General features: G+C 60.4%; 16 protein-coding genes. 4 read left to right on the top strand and 12 right to left on the bottom strand.

The window, feature by feature from the left end; genetic code table 11:
• Positions 1 to 1,412, top strand: a 1,412-nt coding sequence (locus ACFFAR_RS06375) for an ATP-binding protein (protein WP_375507649.1), incomplete at its 5' end; no start/stop codon positions are given.
• Positions 1,413 to 1,520: 108 nt separating this feature from the next.
• Here the strand turns inward: ACFFAR_RS06375 and ACFFAR_RS06370 are convergent.
• From ACFFAR_RS06370 to ACFFAR_RS06335, 8 genes are all read right to left on the bottom strand, one after another.
• Positions 1,521 to 1,853 carry a hypothetical protein gene (locus tag ACFFAR_RS06370; RefSeq protein WP_143325598.1) on the bottom strand — a complete coding sequence of 111 codons (333 nt, stop codon included), beginning with the start codon at positions 1,851 to 1,853 and terminating at the stop codon, positions 1,521 to 1,523.
• Positions 1,854 to 1,891: 38 nt separating this feature from the next.
• Entirely contained in the window at positions 1,892 to 3,226 is a 1,335-nt protein-coding gene (locus tag ACFFAR_RS06365; RefSeq protein ID WP_062170851.1) for an amidase, read from the bottom strand.
• 11 nt (positions 3,227 to 3,237) lie between these two features.
• On the bottom strand, positions 3,238 to 4,218 hold the full coding sequence (locus ACFFAR_RS06360; RefSeq protein WP_174363925.1) for an ABC transporter substrate-binding protein: 981 nt from the start codon (positions 4,216 to 4,218) through the stop codon (positions 3,238 to 3,240).
• A gap of 30 nt (positions 4,219 to 4,248) precedes the next feature.
• Positions 4,249 to 5,091 (bottom strand): ABC transporter permease subunit, encoded by an 843-nt coding sequence (locus ACFFAR_RS06355; RefSeq protein WP_174363926.1) that lies wholly within the window; start codon positions 5,089 to 5,091, stop codon positions 4,249 to 4,251.
• Positions 5,088 to 5,864 (bottom strand): ABC transporter ATP-binding protein, encoded by a 777-nt coding sequence (locus ACFFAR_RS06350; RefSeq protein ID WP_062170847.1) that lies wholly within the window; start codon positions 5,862 to 5,864, stop codon positions 5,088 to 5,090. Before ACFFAR_RS06350 ends, ACFFAR_RS06355 begins: the two co-directional genes overlap by 4 nt.
• Before the next feature lie 39 nt (positions 5,865 to 5,903).
• Complete coding sequence (locus ACFFAR_RS06345; RefSeq protein ID WP_174363825.1) at positions 5,904 to 7,148, bottom strand: acetamidase/formamidase family protein; 1,245 nt, start codon at positions 7,146 to 7,148, stop codon at positions 5,904 to 5,906.
• 100 nt (positions 7,149 to 7,248) lie between these two features.
• Complete coding sequence (locus ACFFAR_RS06340) at positions 7,249 to 8,853, bottom strand: ABC transporter permease subunit (RefSeq protein ID WP_174363824.1); 1,605 nt, start codon at positions 8,851 to 8,853, stop codon at positions 7,249 to 7,251.
• Entirely contained in the window at positions 8,853 to 9,782 is a 930-nt protein-coding gene (locus ACFFAR_RS06335; RefSeq protein ID WP_375507648.1) for an ABC transporter substrate-binding protein, read from the bottom strand. Before ACFFAR_RS06335 ends, ACFFAR_RS06340 begins: the two co-directional genes overlap by 1 nt.
• Positions 9,783 to 10,114: 332 nt before the next feature.
• Between ACFFAR_RS06335 and ACFFAR_RS06330 the strand changes: the two genes are divergently transcribed.
• Positions 10,115 to 12,487, top strand: coding sequence for an acetamidase/formamidase family protein (locus ACFFAR_RS06330; protein WP_375507647.1), 2,373 nt, complete (start codon positions 10,115 to 10,117; stop codon positions 12,485 to 12,487).
• 8 nt (positions 12,488 to 12,495) lie between these two features.
• On the opposite strand, the gene ACFFAR_RS06325 is transcribed toward ACFFAR_RS06330, so the two are convergent.
• Both ACFFAR_RS06325 and ACFFAR_RS06320 read right to left on the bottom strand, forming a co-directional pair.
• Positions 12,496 to 13,371 carry a lipid A biosynthesis lauroyl acyltransferase gene (locus ACFFAR_RS06325; RefSeq protein ID WP_062002942.1) on the bottom strand — a complete coding sequence of 292 codons (876 nt, stop codon included), beginning with the start codon at positions 13,369 to 13,371 and terminating at the stop codon, positions 12,496 to 12,498.
• Between the two features lie 269 nt (positions 13,372 to 13,640).
• Positions 13,641 to 14,747 (bottom strand): substrate-binding domain-containing protein, encoded by a 1,107-nt coding sequence (locus ACFFAR_RS06320; RefSeq protein WP_174363992.1) that lies wholly within the window; start codon positions 14,745 to 14,747, stop codon positions 13,641 to 13,643.
• A 296-nt stretch (positions 14,748 to 15,043) separates the two neighbouring features.
• On the opposite strand from ACFFAR_RS06320, the gene ACFFAR_RS06315 reads away from it, so the two are divergent.
• Positions 15,044 to 16,411 carry an MFS transporter gene (locus tag ACFFAR_RS06315; protein WP_375507646.1) on the top strand — a complete coding sequence of 456 codons (1,368 nt, stop codon included), beginning with the start codon at positions 15,044 to 15,046 and terminating at the stop codon, positions 16,409 to 16,411.
• Positions 16,412 to 16,443: 32 nt separating this feature from the next.
• Complete coding sequence (locus ACFFAR_RS06310) at positions 16,444 to 17,607, top strand: mandelate racemase/muconate lactonizing enzyme family protein (protein WP_062002939.1); 1,164 nt, start codon at positions 16,444 to 16,446, stop codon at positions 17,605 to 17,607.
• 33 nt (positions 17,608 to 17,640) lie between these two features.
• Here the strand turns inward: ACFFAR_RS06310 and ACFFAR_RS06305 are convergent, their stop codons facing one another.
• Together ACFFAR_RS06305 and ACFFAR_RS06300 are read right to left on the bottom strand one after the other, a co-directional pair.
• The gene (locus ACFFAR_RS06305; RefSeq protein WP_174363990.1) at positions 17,641 to 18,018 is read right to left on the bottom strand and encodes a TraR/DksA C4-type zinc finger protein; all 378 of its coding nucleotides are present in this window, start codon (positions 18,016 to 18,018) and stop codon (positions 17,641 to 17,643) included.
• Entirely contained in the window at positions 17,990 to 18,265 is a 276-nt protein-coding gene (locus tag ACFFAR_RS06300; protein ID WP_174363989.1) for a hypothetical protein, read from the bottom strand. The genes ACFFAR_RS06305 and ACFFAR_RS06300 overlap by 29 nt, the downstream gene beginning before the upstream one ends.
• Positions 18,266 to 18,313 lie beyond the last annotated feature (48 nt).

The following is an 18,313-nucleotide window of genomic DNA, read 5'->3' as shown; positions in this document are numbered from 1 at the left end:
TTCAGGATCTGCTGACGGTCGGCGGCCGGCTTCTCTTCGAGGCGCACGTGGCGCCTCTGCTGCAATTCCGCAATTCGGTTGCCGAGGTCAAGGTGGACATCGTCAGCCGGGCTGGTCCTGTCGTGCCGATTCTCTTCAATGTGTCGCGAACGCAATTCGATGGCGAAGAGCTCGATGAGTTCGCGGTGCTCGTCGCTGCCGAACGTCACCAATACGAGCTCGAATTGCTAAGCGCACGGCGCAACGCCGAGCAAGCGCTCGAGGCACGCAGTGAAGCGGAAAATGCCCTTCGCGAGGTCAATCGGCGCAAGGATGAATTTCTTGCCACGCTGGCGCACGAGCTCCGAAATCCGCTTGCTCCCATGCGCAACGTCCTGGAGATGCTGAGCCTGAAGGAACTTGTCGACCCACAGATCATCTGGGGGCGCGAAGTATTCGAGCGGCAGGTCCGTCACATGACCCGCTTGGTAGACGATCTGCTGGAAATGTCGCGTATCACGCAGGGCAAGCTTGAGTTGCGCAGGGAGAATATCGATCTGGTTTCAGTGCTGACGGGAGCAGTCGAGAATTCGAGGCCTCTCGTGCTTGCAGCCTCGCACGAACTCACTATCGCAATCCCCGGTGAGCCTGTCATGCTGGATGCCGACCCGACGCGGCTTTCGCAGATGATCCAGAACCTTTTGGACAATGCCGCCAAGTTCACTCCCCCCGGAGGAAAAATCTGGCTCAGCGCGAATCGCGAGGGGGCTGACGTCGCCATCAGGATTCGCGACTCAGGCATCGGCATTCCGCAGGGCAGCCTGGAAACGGTATTCGAGATGTTCTCGCAACTCGAGAATGCAATTGACCGGACCCAGGGCGGCCTCGGCATCGGGCTGGCGTTGGTGCGAGCTCTCGCACGGCTGCATGGCGGCAGCGTGGCTGCGCGCAGCGACGGGATTGGAAAAGGCAGCGAGTTCGTGATCCGTTTGCCCGTCTCCGAGGAAGAGAGGATCGTCGCGTCGAAGCCTCGACGCCTGCCTCCTGCAAGCGGAAGAGGACGCAGCGTGCTGATAGTCGACGACAACAAAGACGCCGCGATAAGTCTTTCCATGGTTCTTGAAATGGAAGGGCATCGAGTTCATGTCGCATTCGACGGCACCTCCGGCTTCGAGGCGGCCCGGGACAGCAGGCCCGAGGTCATCATTCTCGATATCGGCCTGCCTGATATCAACGGATACGAAATCGCCCGACGCATTCGCAAAGAACCGTGGGGAGTGCATGTCGATCTGATCGCGCTGACGGGATGGGGGCAGGAAAAGGACCGGCAGGACGCCCAGGCCGCAGGCTTCGATCATCATTTCACTAAACCAGCGGATCTTGAACGGCTCGCCAGGCTGCTCAATAAGGAACAGGGGGAAGAGACCTGGTGAGCGGAACAAAAAAAGGCAGCCTCGTTCCGATGCGCCGTTCTTGCGGCGCGGGGATCTTGGCTGCCTACCCGAATCTCGACTGCTGTCGAAACCGGTGATTCGCGGTGACTACTTGATTGCGAGCACTCGGCGTGCTTCCGCTTCGGCGAATTCCAGAGCTGCCGCTTCGGTTTTGACCGGCCGACCACAACCGCGACCGATCGTCTTGTTGATCGTGTGGTTGCGCCACGTGGTGGTAACGCGAATGTAACCCTTGAACATTGCGCCAGGGGCGGGCATTACGCAAGCTTCGACGGTCTTATCGCCTTTGGTTTCTTTGAACGCCATGGCGATCTCCGTTTTGATGGTGGGCGGATCGTACCATGAAGAGGTGCGCGAACTTTGAATTCGTTGGGCTTTTCTGCTAGGCGTGGCCGCCAGGGATCGATCCGTGCAGCCCATGGTCGACGCGACATGGACGCCGCACGATTTCGACGACTTCAGGCCCCAGTATCGTTGGTGGTTGAAACACGACTTGCCCAATTCGTCCTGGCCTCGATCCACTCAGCCAGATCGAGCAACGCAGCATCACTGCCGGCCGCGCCCACGATTTGCGCACCCAACGGCAAGCCAGCAGGTCCAAAACTCATCGGCACGGTCACAGCCGGCACGCCGAGAAACGTCCACGGGGCGCAGAACGAAGCATCGCCGGTGGAATCCAGTCCATGCGGTGGTTCGCCATTCGCCGGTGCGACCAGCAACGCATCGAGCGTCATCGTTTTCCTCAGCCATGCGTCGAACCGATGCGCCATCCGGCCTTGCAAGACCTTGGCTTTCGCGTAATCGGTCGCCGCACACCGCAGTCCTTCTTCGATCAATCCCCGCATGGGAGCGCTGATGAGCTCCGGCGAACGCCGATACAAATCGCCGTGTGTGATGGCCGCTTCCACGCCCATCAATGTCAGCGCGTGAGCCGGTGTATCGAAGATTTCAGCCGGAAGATCGACCATCACGATCTCGGCCCCGTCGCGTGAAAGGCGCTCGGCAAGGGCATCGAGTGCGGCTTGTTGTGCGGGCTCGACAGCGCCGCCGACCTGCCTCACCAGCATTCCGATACGACGCCCCGCTGCAACCGTCGATGCCAAAGGAACATGTGACGCGTGTGGATCATCCGGGCCTGCGCCTGCGACCAGCTTGAGCACATAAGCCGCATCCGCAACGCTCCTCGTGAACAACCCGACGTGGTCCAATGACCATGCAAGCGGAAGCACGCCCGTTCTCGCAATGGTGCCGTATGTCGGCTTGAAACCGACCACGCCGCAATACGCCGCCGGCCTGATCACGGAACCTTGAGTCTGCGTCCCAAGCGCAAGCGAAACAATGCCTGCGCCCACGGCTGCCGCCGAGCCGCTCGACGATCCACCCGGCGTATATGCGCTGTTCCACGGGTTGACGGTCTGCCCGGGATGACGAAATGCAAATTCGGTCGTGACCGACTTGCCGAGTATGGTGGCACCCGCAGCGCGCAAGCGCGCGACCACTGTCGCGTCCTGCGCCGGCCGCCGTCCAACATAGGCCGGCGAGTTGAACTCGGTCGGCATGTCGGCGGTATCGATGATGTCTTTCACCGCTACGCTCACGCCAGCCAGCGGCAAGTTTTCATCAACGTGCGTGACCGGCAATGCATCAGGCAAGTACTGGAATGCATGCAGCGTGGATTGCGAAGCCTGAGCAGCGGCGAAACCCTGTGCAACGAACTCTGCGGCGCGGGTCTTGCCTGAGGCCACATCAGCGCGGATCTCAGCGATGGTCGGGCAAACGTAAGTCTTGGTCATGTGCTTGAGCTTTACTTGGCAGCGAGTGCGGGTTGGATATAGCTACGCGCGACGAACGTATCGTACTTGGGCTGTTGCTTCAGATTGCCAAGCGCGATCTGCGTGTCCATGGCGACCGTCAGTGCTTTCGGCGTGATGTCCACGTTCTTTGGATAGACGCCATCGGCAAGCATACGCTTGACGGCGGCGTCGACCACGGGTGCATCGAGCGTCGGGAATTCCTTACGGGCGATCGCGGCAGTCTCCGCCGGATTGGTCTGCATGTATAGCAACGCGCTTTGCAAGCCCTTCACGAAGCGCGCGGCTGTATCGGGGTCGATGCTGCGCTTGGCCGTGATCGACGAAAACGCGTACTCGCCATAAAGCTTGGGAAAACTCAGCACGACTTTCATGCCCTTGGCGACCGCCTGGTCGAGACCCGGCTCGTACATCACCGCGATCTTCGATTGCCCCGCCACCAGCGGCCCGATCTCCGAGCCAAGCGGGACCTGTATGAGCTTGACGTCGCCTGGCGACATGCCGTTTTCCTTGAGCGCCCGAAAGAACAGCGACGTGCTGGTCGTTGGCATCTGTCCCGAGACCACGACTTCGCCTTTCACGTCCTTGATGCTCGTGAACTTGACGTCAGGCGCCGTCGCAATCCACACGGCGGCCCCGTTCACGACGTTCGCAATGACATCGACGTCCGCGCCCTTCTCCGCCGCAACCGCGGTCCACTCGGGGCCATGAAGCGAAAAGTCGGCGCTGCCCGACAGTACGGCCGATAATGCCGCACTCGGACTACCCGCCGTCTGCTTGGTCACGTCCAGTCCTTCCTTCGTGAAGAAACCCCCGTCGATAGCAACATAGAGCGGCAGGTACAGCATTGACTGAAATGCCTGCGAGATGGTCGCTTTCTTGTCGGCGGCGAGCGCCGTGGTCGTGACCGACGTCGCGCAAAACGCGAGCACCGAGCCCAGCACGGTAAGAAGGTTTTTTGCTTTGAGAGCCATCAGTATTTCCCTGTTCGAGTAGTTGATCAATCAAACCTTGAGCGTGTTTGCATTCGATGCCTGGCGCCACGGCAGCAGCCGGCGCTCGATCATGTCGATCAGGAAATAGAGCACGAAGCCGATCGCCATCAGCACGAAAAGCCCTTCCCAGACGGTGTTCAGGTCATAAAGGCTCGACGCCGTGAAGATCATGTGCCCGAGTCCATGCTCCGAAGAAATGAACTCGCCGACGACCGCGCCGACCAGACCAAACCCGACGTTGATGCGAAATGTGGAGATCACATACGGCAGCGTGGAAGGCACGACGACCTTCGTGAACACTTCGTTCTTGTTGGCGCCGAGCGTGACAAGCAAGGCCTGGAGATCGGGGTCCGCGTCCTTCGCGGCTTCATACGCGGCAATCAGCGCGACGATGGCCGTGAGCGATATCGCCAACGCGACCTTCGACACGAGCCCCGTCCCGAACCAGAGAATCACGATTGGCGCGAACGCGATCTTCGGCACGCTGTTGATCGCGACAATGAAAGGCTCGATCAGCCGCGCGATGAACGGCGAATACCAGAGCGCAAGACCGCATACGGAACCGACCGCCGTGCCGAATACGAAACCGAGAATCGCTTCGAACAAGGTGTAGCCGGTATCGATGAAAAGCTGGCCTGAATGAATATCGCGCACGAGTGCATCGAAGATCTTCGCCGGCGACCCGACCAGGAAATTCGATACCCACCCGAGCCGCGCGGCGCCTTCCCAGATCGCGAAGAATGCGACCACCGCGGCGAGTTGCAGCAGCGAACGGCCCCAGCCGCTGTCGAATGCGAATTTGCGGGCGCGCACTTTCTGTTCCGGTCGCACGATGGAAACGGATTGCGTCATGCTGAACCAACCTCCGTCTGGATATCGAGTTCGCCGCACAGCGCGTGAAAGTAGCCGGAGAAGTTTGGATCGCTGCGCGCGCCGATCGGCGAGCGCGCGCTGATATCGATGTCATAGATCTTCTTCACTTGCGACGGGCGTCCGCCAAGCACGACCACGCGTTTGGAGAGCGCGACAGCTTCATCGATATCATGGGTGACGAGCACCACGGTCTTATGAAACGTCTCCACGGCTTCCATCAATACGCCTTCCAGATAGAGCCGGGTCTGATAGTCGAGCGCGGAGAACGGTTCATCGAGCAGGATGATGTCGGGGTCATTGATCAGCGTCCGGATCAACGCAACGCGCTGGCGCATGCCGCCCGAAAGCATGCGCGGATACGCGTTCTCGAAACCGGCGAGGCCATACGTATTGAGATATTCCATCGCCATGTCGCGCGCTTGCGCGACTGGCATGTGCGACAGCTCGGGGCCTATCAACACGTTCTGCAGCACGGTGCGCCACGGCAGCAACAGGTCGCGCTGCATCATGTAGCCGACCTTGCCGCGCAAGCCTTCGACCGTCTGCCCCCTGTACACGATGTCGCCGCTGTCGGCTTCGAGCAGACCCGCAATCACATTGAACACAGTCGTTTTTCCACATCCCGATGGACCGATGATGCTCACGAAATCGCGTTCGTTGATATCGAACGTGAGACCACCCAGTACATCGACCGTGCCGAGTTTGTTGGAAAACGATTTGCGGATGTTGCGTAACGCGAGTTGCACTGACATGCGGATTTTCCTCGTGTTTGAACGATCGGCTGATGCCACTTATCTGTGCGCTGCAAACACGTCCTTGCGAATCGAACCATGCACGCCCCAGTTCGCATCGACAACCTGCGTCACGCCGAAGTCCGCCGCGACCGACATCAGCGCGATCGCTTCGTCCTCGCTCAGCTTGTGCACGGTCATCAGGAACCGCCGCAATTTGCGGAATGCATCGCGCATGGCTTTGTCGAGACTCGCATGCTGTGCGACTTCAAGCTGAGCGTTGGGTCCGAGCTCGGCCAGGTAGTTGGGGAACGTGAAGCCGTACACCGACCATTGCTGATCGGTTTCCAGCATCGGATAAGTCAGGCCCTCAAGCATGGTGCCACCGAGGTCTGCATTTTTGTGAAGAATGAATTCGAAGTCGCCCGTAAGCGACGTCTCGATTGCAGTGCCGCCGAGTTCACTGTCGCCCTGCGCCGCATGCGGATCGCCAACGGAAAAAAACGCGCCTTCGACCGCGACCGGGTAATACATGGTCGCGCCCTTGCCCACGCGCCAGTCGTCGATATTGCCGCCGGTGTAGCTGGGCGGAATCGAGCTGACAAAGTCCGCCTCGGACGGCGCCAGCCCCATCGTGCCGAAATGCAGCCGCGCGGGCACCTTGATGTCGGGAAGAATGTTCTCGCGCCGCTTGACGAGCGTGTGATCGACCTTCACCCCGGGATAGTCGATGTTCGTATGCACGATGCCATCCGGATCGGTCTGCGGCGTCCAGACATAGTTGTAGACGGCACGCGCGAAGGGTTCGCCGGTGGTATCGAGCTCGAAGATGGTCACGACTTCGCGGGGCTTCGGCTCTTCTATCAGATCGTGATACTGGAAGCCCCATGAGGCGGCAACGTTCGAACCGAAGCAACGGCCACGGTGACAGGCGCTGCAGCTCGGACGTGGGCGGACATCGAGGATACGAACTTCCAGCACATCACCAGGCTCGGCGCCTTCAATGAACACCGGGCCGGTCAGCAGATGGACGCCAACGCCCTCTCCCGAGCCGAGTTTGAAGGGGCCGTCGACCGGACCTGCGCCCCGGCGCGATACGGCCTTGTGCTCCCGCGTCCAGTGAAAGACGCTCTCGGCACCCGGGTCTCCGGCAATCATGCGTTCATGGTCGTCGTTGGCATGATGCGTGAGCGTTTCGATGGTGGCGCGGTCGCCGGATTTCAGCGTCAGGCTCGGTGCGACCTGTTTGCTGAAGTATCCCCAATGCACGGTTTCAGGTGACACGGGAAGGATGTGATGCTTCATGTTCGGACCTCGGGGAGCAACCGCAGGCGGTAGTGTGTTTGCAGACTTTCTTGGAAGGCACCCGTCGGTAGCTGGTGACCGGCGGTGCCCGGGAACATCTCTAGGACATGACTTCCACGCGGCTGTCCGCCCCCATGACGCTCAGGAACCGCGCAGTCAGCGGATGGCGCGGGCGCGTCAATACTTCGTGCGCGGGTCCCTCCTCCACTACTGCGCCGCCGCTCAGGAACACCACGCGGTCGGCGACTTCATCGGCGAAACGCAATTGATGGGTCGAGATGATCATCGTCAGGCCGTCCTCGAATGCGAGGCGCCGGATCACCTCAAGCACTTCGCCCACCAGTTCGGGGTCGAGCGCCGACGTTGGTTCATCGAGCAGCAGCACGCGCGGATTCGGTGCGAGCGCGCGTGCAATCGCCACGCGTTGCTGCTGGCCGCCTGAGAGATGGCGCGGCAGCGCATCGGCGCGATGACTCAGGCCCACGCGATCCAGAAGTTCACGCGCGCGCTGATCGGCGGCCGCCGGCGTCAAGCCATGCACCCAGCGCAACGGGCCGGCAATGTTCTCGCGTGCGCTGAGATGGCTGAAGAGGTTGAACTGCTGGAACACCATGCCGACGCCCACACTTGCGCGCTCGTTTGCGAGATCGTGCGGATTCAGGCGCCGGCCATCGTCGCGAAAGCCCAGGCGCCTGCCGCCGACGCGGATCTCGCCTGCATCCCATTGTTCAAGATGATTGATACAGCGCAGCAGCGTGCTCTTGCCCGACCCGCTCGGACCCAGCAGCGCAACGACTTCGCCGGAGCGGATAGTGAGGTCGAAGCCATCGAGCACGGTCTGCTCGCCGTAGCGCTTTTGCAGCCCGCTTATCTGCACCGCCGCGCCGTTGCGCGACAACGCGTCGTACCGGGTCGCGCGCTCCGAAGCGCTTACGGGAAGGAACGCGGGCGGCATATCGGCTGCGGGTTCAGCGGCTGCGCCGCCCGGGTCAGGCTTTGATGCAGGCGTTGACCTGTACCAGGGCAGAAAGCGCCTGAAACCGTTTGGCGAGGCCGGCTTGTCGAGATCGAGCGCCCGTTCTATGGAGAGCTGGATCGCAGCGATAGCACCGGTCAGACATAAGTAGAGCAAGCCGGACGCAAAGAAGATCGAGAAGAAATCGAAGGTCGACGAGGCGAGTTGCGTGCTGCGCAACGTCAACTCGCCCACCGAGATCACCGAAGCGAGCGATGAGTTTTTCAGCGCGCTGACGGATTCGTTTCCGAGCGCCGGGACCATCGTACGAATGGCCTGGGGCGCAATGATCCGCCGCATCAGCACGCCGGGCGTCATGCCCAGCGCCTGACCCGCGATGGTCTGGCCGCGATCGACGCCCAGCACGCCCGAGCGCAATATCTCCGCTATGAACGGACCTTCATTCAATGCCAGCGCCAGCCCCGCTGCGCCGATCGCGCTCAGTTTCAGTCCGATGTGCGGTAGCGCATCGTATGCAAACACGAGCTGAAGGATCAGCGGCGTCCCGCGGAAGATGACCGTGTAGCCGCGTGCGATGGCCGCCAGCGGCCCGATCCGGCTGAGCTGCATGGCAGCCAGCACAAGCCCGACGACAAGGCCTCCTGCAAGACCCAGTGCCGTGACCGCGACCGTAAAGCTGATGCCCTCGAGCAGATACGGCAGCCGAAGGTAATGGAGAAAAAGATCCATCAGTTCGATACGATCAGCTTGGCCGGTTCGAGATTGCCCGCGCCGAGTTGCCACTTGTTGAGCAACTCAGTCTGCGCACCGCTCTTCTGGATCGCGACCAGCGCGGCCATGATGGCGTCGCGGAACTCGGTCTTGCCCTTCGGTACGCCAATGCCGACCGAATACGGCAACGTCACGGCGGTCGCCTTTTCGAGCTTGTCCGGGAACGCCTTGACCGCCTGATCGACGGTGTTGACATCGTTGATGTAGGTGTCGGCGCGGCCGGCCAGGATCGCCTGGATGCAGTTCGCGTTGTTATCGTAAAGCTGTACCGTTGCCTCCGGTTTGCCGGCGGCCTTGCATGCCGGTCCGAGGTTCTGGATCAGCGGAACCTCCACGTAGCCCGTGTTTTCAGCGGCTGTCGTGCCGCACATCGTCGTGTTGATGCCGGTGATTTTCTTCGGATTGCCCTTCACGACCAGCACGCCGTCGAACACCTTGGAGTAAGTGATGAAGTCGGCAGCTTTCGCGCGTTCTTCGGTCGCGTAGATATCGGAGATGACAATATCTGCCTGACCGCTCTGCAAGGTCGTCAGCAGCGCGGCGAAGGTGACGGGCTTGTAGGTCATCGTGAAGCCGAGGCAACTGCCGATCAGTTCGCCAAGATCGATATCGAAGCCGATGTATTTGCTCGGGTCGGTCGGGTCCAGCGCCTCATAACCGGGCGTATGCGGATTGATTGCGTTGACGAGCGTCTTGCCCTTGAGTTGCGGATACTTGGCTTGCAACGCCGTGCACGCCGCCGGCGTAGCCGGACCCGCCGCGCTGGCTTGTCCCGACACGAGAAACAACACGGAGCACACGCTGCCGAGCAACGCCAGGCGTGCGCGGCTTTTGCCCAACCACGCGCTCATGCGCTGCCAACCCCGGCCAAAAATATTCTTGTTCATTGAAACGCTCCTATGCGGCTGATGACAATGGCTTGCACGACGCACGCCCTGTTGCATTGCACGACACGAGCGTATGTGAACGAAATCAACAAGACTTGTCTGCACGCGCACAACTGCTGGTACAGACGTGAACGCCGGTGTGAGCCGCTCACGGGTGCTTGCTGCGAAGCGTGCTTCTTCGTGCATGAGTGCGCTGCAATGGCGCATGCATGCACTGCATCCGACACACCACGCACGAATTTGCGCTGAATGGTCCAGCACGACCGCCATTGCCGATGGCGCGAAGGTTGCTTTCAAGCATTGCGTCTTGCCGCTTTCTTCTGGAGTTCTGCTTGGACCTGTTGCGCTTCACCACCGAGTCATACCCTGAAGTCGAACGCGTGCGCGAATGGAGTACGGTGCTCGACAGGCTCGGCTGGTACAGCAGGCTCAACGCCTCCGACCGCACGCTGCACGGCACGCTGACGTCGCAGACATCCACGGGCGGGTTCGAGCTCACGTCGCTCGCGTCAGTCGCGCAGACGCTGGAACTCAAAGCCGATCACGCAGACAGCCTCATGATCGTGCTGCTGCTTGACGGAGACGCCACGTTAGTCGCCGACGACCTGCGCGAGCCGGTCGGCGTCCATGACATCGTCTACGCGTCCTCTCAACAGGCCGCATCGATCGCGTTTGCTTCGAGCTTTCGCGTGTTCGTCGTACGGGTGCCGCGAGATGCCGTCAATGCGCGCGTGCTGTCGCCGTTTTCGCTGCGGGCGGCGCGAATGTCAGGCGAAGCCGGCATCGGCCACGTTTTCTCGGGCTTTCTTCGATCGGTCGCGGAAAGCGTGGAGAGCTTGTCGGCGGGAGAACTTCGCCCGCTGGAACTGGCGCTGGCCGAGTTCCTTGTCGCGAGTCTTGCGGGACACGAACGCAAAGGTTCGTTCGGTGGGCTGACGCCTTCCCAGGCGGCGATTTTTTCTCGTGTGTGCAGGTTGATCGAAGCGAGCCTTGGCGACCCCGCGCTCAGCGTCGCGATGCTTGCCAAGGAAGAGCGTGTCTCGCCACGCTACGTGCAGAAGCTCTTCGAGACCGCAGGGCAAAGCTTCTCCACCTACCTGCGCTCGCGCAGACTCGAGCGCTGTCGTGCGGAACTGGTCGACCCGTTGTACGAAAAGGTTTCTGTCTCCGATATCTGTTTCAGGTGGGGTTTCAACGATCCCGCGCATTTCAGCCGTGTCTTTCGCGAGCGGTACGGTGCATCGCCACGCACATTTCGTCATGAGGCGAGTCTTGAGATCGCGCGGCATCTCGTGCGGCGCATCTCGCGTGGATTGCCCGTACACGCGCCTGCCCTGCTCCTGCAAGCAAAACAGGCCGGCGCCGAGGCGGATGCGGATACGCTGGTGGCGCTCGATAACGGCCTCGATGCAGTGCTTACCGAAGCCCCCGTGCAACGCGGCAAGCCGCGTCATCATCTGCTGCGCGCGACGGCCAACACCGTGCACTGGGGCTATTTCAGCCATGACCTGAAGCCGGTGCTGGAGGTGCAAAGCGGCGACACGGTCACGATCGAGGCGCTCACCCAGCATGCCGCCGATGACTGGGAACGCATGGTCGCGGGTGACCCGGGTGCCGAAAGCGTGTTCCACTGGACTTCAGAGCGCAAGAATGTGAACCGGCGCGGCGCCGGCCCGATGGATGCGTCCATTTATGGCCGCGGCGCCGGCGAAGGTTTCGGCGTGCATATCTGCACGGGTCCGATCGCCGTTCGCGACGCCGAACCCGGCGACGTCCTCGAAGTTCGAATTGTCGATATTCACGCGCGCCCTTGCGCCAACCCGAAATTCCACGGCCGTGCGTTCGGCAGCAACGCGGCCGCGTGGTGGGGTTTTCATTATCGTGAACTGCTGACGGAGCCCAAGCCGCGGGAAGTCGTCACCATCTACGAGATTGACGCAGAACCCGCCGACGACGGCGTCACCGCTTATGCACGCGCCGTCTACAACTACCGATGGACACCGCAACGTGATCCGTTCGGCGTGGTCCATCCGACAATCGACTACCCGGGCGTGCCGGTCGATCACTCAACGGTTGTCGAAAATCACAACATCCTGAAGAACGTGACCATTCCAGTGCGGCCGCATTTTGGCGTGATCGCGGTCGCCCCGCAGCAGGACGGGTTGATCGATTCGATCCCGCCGTCAGCCTTCGGCGGCAACCTGGATAACTGGCGCGTCGGGCGTGGCGCAAGCGTCTATCTGCCTGTGGGCGTGGCAGGCGCGTTGCTTTCGATTGGAGATCCACATGCGTCGCAGGGTGATTCGGAGCTTTGCGGCACGGCAATCGAATGCTCGCTGACGGGCGACTTTGAACTCGTCCTGCACAAGAAAAAGACGCTGACCGACCAGCCCTTCGCCGACCTCACTTACCCGCTCGTGGAAACTGCTGAAGAATGGGTTCTGCATGGCTTCAGTCATCCTAACTACCTGGCGGAGTTCGGCACGAGCGCGCAAAGCGAGGTCTATCAGAAGTCGACACTCGATCAGGCCATGCGCGACGCATTCATCAAGACGCGGCGATTCCTCATGTCGACGAAAGGCCTGTCCGAAGACGAGGCGATCTCACTCATGTCGGTCGCGGTCGACTTCGGCGTCACCCAGGTCGTCGATGGAAACTGGGGCGTGCACGCGATCATCCGCAAGGCGCTGTTCGCGTCCGGTTGATGACGTCGTCAATAAACGCCCGGCAACCCGGCCGGACGATGTTTGAAACGACGATGCACCCAGTAGTATTGTTCCGGAAACCGAAGGATCTGCGCCTCGAGAAATGCGTTCATCCTGCGCGCATCCGTTGTGTCGTTGCCTGAGGGAAAGTCGATCAACGGCTCAAAGATCGTCAGCTTGTACCCCTTGAAGCCCGGCAATACTTCCGTAACGAATGGCACCACTCGTGCACCGGCTACCTTGGCCAGTCGTGAAACCGACGTGAGCGTACAGGCAGGTACGCCGAAAAACGGCACGAACACGGAGTTGGCCGCACCATGATCGAGGTCCGCCGCGAGCATCACGGGGGTTCCGGCCCGCAGCAACGCAATGACCTTTCTTGCGCTTGAACCGCGCTCGACCATCTCTGCGCCAAATCGGCCCCGTTGTTTCCGGGCGAGTTCGCACAAACGGACATTCGACATCGGTGAATACAGTGCTGCAACCGGCTGGCGCGTGGAGTAAAGCAGGCACCCTACCTCGATTCCGACGAAGTGAAAATCCATGAAAATGGTAGGCGGTGCATTGGCATCGGACAGGTCAATGCTGCTTTCGATCGTGATGCGCTTCGTGAGGGACTGCGCACTTCCGTACCATTGGATGCCCCGCTCGAAATAGCTTCGAATGACTTGTCGAAAGTGGTCACGACCAAGAATATCCCGCTCGTTCGCGCTTTTTAACGGGAAACAAAGGCCCAGGTTTATCAGCACGATGCGTTTTCGCCTGCTCGGAATCAGATAAAGCGCACCTCCGATTCCGCTGCCAAAGCGAGCGACCCACGAGTATGGAAGAATCGATAAAACCCGTAACAGCCCGACAATGATGGCGAACCCAATTATTTTCAAAGAACGATCTCCTGCTTGAGGGCCGCCTACCGCGCGCCGTATATGTCCAACACCGCATTTTCAAAATGGTCGAGGCACCGGTGTTTTCAACTCTCGGCGAGCTGGGTAAGAACGAGTTAATGCCCCCCAAACTAACACGTCTGAGTGTCAGGCAAATAAACGGGCAAATCTCGAGCACAGGGTTGTCCCTGATTATCCGTATTTAGTGGATCGATTTTCCAACTTTAATCTTGTTCGGGCCGTTGTCCTGGCAGTCTGAGCTGACGGATTTATTTGCTGGAAATAGAGGGTCCCTGCTTCGCGCGTTTCTTCGCTCCTGGAGAAGCAGCAGACGTGCTGGCCGAGCCCACGAACGGACCACAACTCGCCCGGGCCTCGAACCATGTCGGCATCAATTCAGGATCGGTGGCACCAGGTTCACGAAGCTGGGCAAGAAGCAGTTCCGCGGCGCGTCGGCCGAGCAGAGCCGTATCGCGCATGACCGTTGCAATGGGCGGATGGTGAAGGCGGCATAACGGCAGATCGTCGCAACTCACTAGAGACAAATCCACGCCCAGCGTAAGTTTTCTTCGATGCACCGCGCGCAGCGCACCTTCGAGCAACTGATTGCCACCCAGGATGACCGCACTTGGCGGGTGCTCGCCAGAAAGCAGTTCTTCGATGGCCTGCTCGCCATGTTCCGGCGACAAGCGTCCCCGGTGAACGATCAGGTTTCGCGCGAGGCCCAGACTGTCGAAGGCCGCCTCCACTCCACGAATCCGTTCGCGGGTCGGCCTAACGTCCAGTCCCACGACCAGTCCGATCCGGCTGTGACCGGCTTGAAGCAAATGGCGGCCGGCATCGCCGAGGCCCTGGAAGTGATCGGACAGCACATAGTGCGCGCCGATGTCGGAGGGCAAGGTGCGGTCGATCAGGACGACCGGCGCCTGAGCCCCGCGCAACGCAGCCAGCGTCGCAGGATCGTCCTCGAGCGCGGGCAACACGATCAGACCATCGACCTGGCGCTGTAGCAGGACGTCGATGCGCTGCGCATCCACTCCCGGGTCGCCGCCTGAGTTGGTCAGCAAGACCGAATACTTGGCAACGCTCAGCACGCTTTCCGCACCGCTCACTATCGATGCGATCAGCGGGTTATTGATGTCGGAGCCGACGAATCCGATCGAATGCGTCGCACGCCGGCGCAAGCTTTGTGCGAGCACGTTGGGCGCGTAGCCAAGCTGGCGAGCCGCGTCCATCACGCGCTGCGTCATCTGCGGACTGGAGCCGGGTTGACCTGAGAGCACCCGCGACACGGATGCGATTCCCACGCCCGCCAGTTCGGCGACCGCCTTGATGCCGGACTTCACGATGGCAGGTTCTGTTGTCTTGTTGCTCATCTCGAAATTTCCCAATCAATTCTTGACAACACATGTTTGAAGCAATTATCGTCTGGAAACGTTTCCGGAAACGTTTCCAGACGATAATTGAAGACGCGGGGTGTTTGTACCGGACGCGTCGAGCAATATCGCCGGCAAGCGTATCAAAAAGCAGCAATGTGAAGTCCGGCGGAGTTCGGTCAATGAAATGCCCGCGCCAACGCGGCATTGGTAGTGCCAGATACTGCGAGCGGCGTCGCTCGGAGCCGATGGAGACACGCTGCGCCTCGCGCGGCGTTCGTAAAAAGAGGTTGCCTGTGCAAAGCACACACCGTCAATCGCCTGAAGTACGGCGTGCAGTCCGCAACGCCATTCTGAGCGCCATCGTCGGGACGGCGGTTGAATGGTACGACTACTACCTGTACGCGACGGCCGCCGCCACGCTGTTCAACAAGCTGTTTTTCCCGTCATACGATCATCTGACGGGCACTCTGCTGGCTTACGCAAGCTTTGCTATCGGATTCTTCGTGCGGCCCGTGGGCAGCGTGATCTTTGGACGGCTCGGGGACCGGATTGGCCGCAAGAAGGTGCTGATCATCACCCTTCTGCTAATGGGCGGCTCGACCACGCTGATGGGATTCCTGCCAACCTACGCCATGATCGGCGTGTGGGCGCCGCTCCTACTGTGCGTCCTGCGGGCGCTGCAAGGACTGGGGTCCGGCGCGGAGTACGCAGGCGCCGTCCTGATGGTGATCGAATATGCGCCCCCGAAACGGCGCGGCCTCTATGGTTCGTTGCCGTATGTAGGCGTCGCACTTGGCCTGCTGATGTCGCTTGCCACCTTTCATATTTCATCGAGCCTGTCGAAAGGTGCGTTCGAGCAATGGGGCTGGCGCATACCCTTCCTGCTGAGCGCGGTGGTGGTGATCCTCGGCCTGGTACTGCGCAGCTCGCTCAAGGAAACGCCCGCGTTCCTCGACCTGCAAAAACGCAATGCTGTCGTCAAGGCGCCGATTCGCGAAGTCTTCAGCACCTCGCTGCGCCCTATGCTGTGCGCATGGGGTGCGCGTCTTGGCGACAATTCGCTCGCCTATATCTACGAATCGTTCGTGATCGTCTATGTCACCCAGCAGTTGCATATGTCGCGCGACGTGATCGTGACAGCACTGATGTTCAGTACTGCACTGCAATTCGTAACCGTCCCGTTCTTCGGCTGGATCTCCGACCTGGTGGGACGCAAACCCGTCTATATAGGCGGGGCGTTGATCTCCGGACTGGCGATCTTCCCGTTCTTTCGCATGCTTCAAAGCGGCGAGATCATATGGATCTACGCGGGACTCATCCTGGTCTCGTCGATAGCCAAGACGATGATGACTTCCGCGCAAAGTCCATGGCTCGCTGAAATGTTTCCATCGCGCGTGAGGTACACCGGCTTTTCCCTCGCCCGCGAGGTCACCTCGCCCATCTCGGGCGGCATCGCGCCGATGATCGCGGTCGGCCTGCTCTCAGCCGGCGCTGGCTCGCCTCATCTGGTCGCATGGTATGTCGTGGCGCTCGGCGTCATCACGGCGGTTTCGGTCTCCCTCGGACCGGAGACGCGAGGCCGAAATCTCGACGAACCAACGGCCAGTGCAGACGCTGCTGCACTCGAGAACGACGCAGCACCGGCGCAAGCCTCACGGTAACAATCAAAGCACAGGACAAAACAGGAGTAGCCATGAAAATCACGAAAGTCGAACCACTGCATGTCGGTCAGTTCATGTTTGTTCGCGTCGATACCGACGAAGGAATCACAGGATACGGAGAAGCCGGCGCGTGGGGGCATATCGAAGCGTCAGGCGCTGCCATCCGCCGTTTTGCCGAATATCTCGTCGGCAAGGATGCGTTTGCAATCGAACATCACTGGAACGTGATGCATCGCTTCAGCTACTTCCAGGGACTGGCCATCAACGCCGCGATTTCCGCCATCGATATCGCGCTCTGGGATATCAAGGGACGCGCATTCAACGCGCCCATTTATGAGCTGCTCGGCGGTCCGGTGCGCACGAAAGCGCGTATTTACGGGCATATCTACGAAAGCAATATCGAGAAGATCCTGGTGGAATGCCAGGCCAAGATGGAAGCGGGTTTTAACGCATTCGGTCACCTGAATCCATTCCTCGATGAAGGCAACGACCAGGTCTACTTCAAGACGCACATCAAGAAAATGCGCGATGCCATCGGCAACGTGCATCAGATGCGTGAAGTAGTGGGCGACCGCGTGGACTTGCTGATCGAATTGCATCGACGCCTGACGCCGGCCGAGGCGATCGTATTTGCGCGCGGCATTGAAGACACGCATCCCATGTTCATTGAAGACCCGATCCGTCCGGAGGGTCCCGATGGGATGGCCCGTGTGGCGGAAAAAATCCATATTCCGATCGCGACGGGCGAACGCTTTTCGACCATCTATGAATTCCAGACCTTGATGGCCCGGGGCGGCGTGGAGTATGCGCGCGTCGACCTGTGCCTGTGCGGCGGCATTACCGGTGCGCGCAAAGTCGCGGCAATGGCGGAGGCGCACCATATCCAGGTCGTGCCGCACAACCCGCTTTCGCCTATCGGTCTCGCTGCATGCCTGCAGCTCGATGCCGCGATCCCCAACTTCGCGATCCAGGAATACGCGACGGGCTTCGAGGCCGGAATCTTCGAATCGCGGCCGGAACATCTGGGCAGCAATATTGTCGACAAGGTACCGTTGCCGAACCAGGGTTTCGTGGACATACCCAATGGTCCGGGGCTCGGCATGGCGTTGCTGCCGGATGCGCAGCGCATTCGTCCGCCCTTGTCCAAGCCCATTTCAATGAGACCGCATTTCGACGGTTTCGTCGTCGATCAGTAAACGGGCGAAGCGCCGTCCATCACGCGATGGCGCTTACCCGGCCTCACGGCGCCCCTGCTCCGCAACGGTGTAGATGGCTTCCGGCATTGCCTCGAGCCGGGCCTTGGGGATGGGATCGCCACTTTCGTCCGAGAGGCCATAGGTGCCTTCGCTGATTTTCTGCAGCGCGCGCAGGATATCGCCAATGCGATGTTCATTCACGTTGCGCAGCGACTGGTTGATCTCGTCCTGTGCCATGTTCTGCGCGTCGTCCTCGAACTCGACCGCCTCGTCGTCATGCTTCTCCTGGGAAGTGCGCTCATCCGCGATCGTATTTTCCTCGCCGCCCAGCAGTTCACGGCGCATTGCCTCGAGGCGTGTGCGCTGCTGTGCGATAAACGCCTCACTCAAGTCGCCCTGTCGATCCGGCATGGTTGCCTCCTTTACCTTGAAACGCTAAGCGCTCCGGTTTGTATAACGTCGGCAGCCATGCACCCAGCTCCTGGAATGCATGGCCGTTGGCCTCGAGTGCCTCGTGAAGTCCCGGTACGTCGCTTGTATCGGCGAGGTCGGGCAGGCTCGAGCCCTTACGCACGGAGAGCCCGGGACTCTGCTTATTCAGGGTAATGTAAAAGCTGAATCCCTGCATCTCGACCACCTCATGCCACTTAAGTTTCATGACTGGCGTCAGCAACTGAACAATCAAATCACTCAGTCACCCAAATCG

It is taken from the genome of uncultured Caballeronia sp. (genome assembly GCF_964243625.1).
Taxonomy (GTDB): domain Bacteria; phylum Pseudomonadota; class Gammaproteobacteria; order Burkholderiales; family Burkholderiaceae; genus Caballeronia.
The sequence above is the reverse complement of the archived record's forward strand: the minus strand, read 5'-3'. Positions and strand labels throughout refer to the sequence as shown.

Excerpts from the sequence above, each read along its gene's own strand:
- ACFFAR_RS06335 (WP_375507648.1), bottom strand. The coding sequence starts at position 9,782 with ATGAACAAGAATATTTTTGGCCGGGGTTGGCAGCGCATGAGCGCGTGG.
- ACFFAR_RS06365 (WP_062170851.1), bottom strand. The coding sequence starts at position 3,226 with ATGACCAAGACTTACGTTTGCCCGACCATCGCTGAGATCCGCGCTGAT.
- ACFFAR_RS06310 (WP_062002939.1), top strand. The coding sequence starts at position 16,444 with ATGAAAATCACGAAAGTCGAACCACTGCATGTCGGTCAGTTCATGTTT.
- ACFFAR_RS06350 (WP_062170847.1), bottom strand. The coding sequence starts at position 5,864 with ATGTCAGTGCAACTCGCGTTACGCAACATCCGCAAATCGTTTTCCAAC.
- ACFFAR_RS06300 (WP_174363989.1), bottom strand. The coding sequence starts at position 18,265 with ATGAAACTTAAGTGGCATGAGGTGGTCGAGATGCAGGGATTCAGCTTT.
- ACFFAR_RS06305 (WP_174363990.1), bottom strand. The coding sequence starts at position 18,018 with ATGCCGGATCGACAGGGCGACTTGAGTGAGGCGTTTATCGCACAGCAG.
- ACFFAR_RS06355 (WP_174363926.1), bottom strand. The coding sequence starts at position 5,091 with ATGACGCAATCCGTTTCCATCGTGCGACCGGAACAGAAAGTGCGCGCC.
- ACFFAR_RS06360 (WP_174363925.1), bottom strand. The coding sequence starts at position 4,218 with ATGGCTCTCAAAGCAAAAAACCTTCTTACCGTGCTGGGCTCGGTGCTC.
- ACFFAR_RS06340 (WP_174363824.1), bottom strand. The coding sequence starts at position 8,853 with ATGGATCTTTTTCTCCATTACCTTCGGCTGCCGTATCTGCTCGAGGGC.
- ACFFAR_RS06370 (WP_143325598.1), bottom strand. The coding sequence starts at position 1,853 with ATGGGCTGCACGGATCGATCCCTGGCGGCCACGCCTAGCAGAAAAGCC.
- ACFFAR_RS06345 (WP_174363825.1), bottom strand. The coding sequence starts at position 7,148 with ATGAAGCATCACATCCTTCCCGTGTCACCTGAAACCGTGCATTGGGGA.
- ACFFAR_RS06320 (WP_174363992.1), bottom strand. The coding sequence starts at position 14,747 with ATGAGCAACAAGACAACAGAACCTGCCATCGTGAAGTCCGGCATCAAG.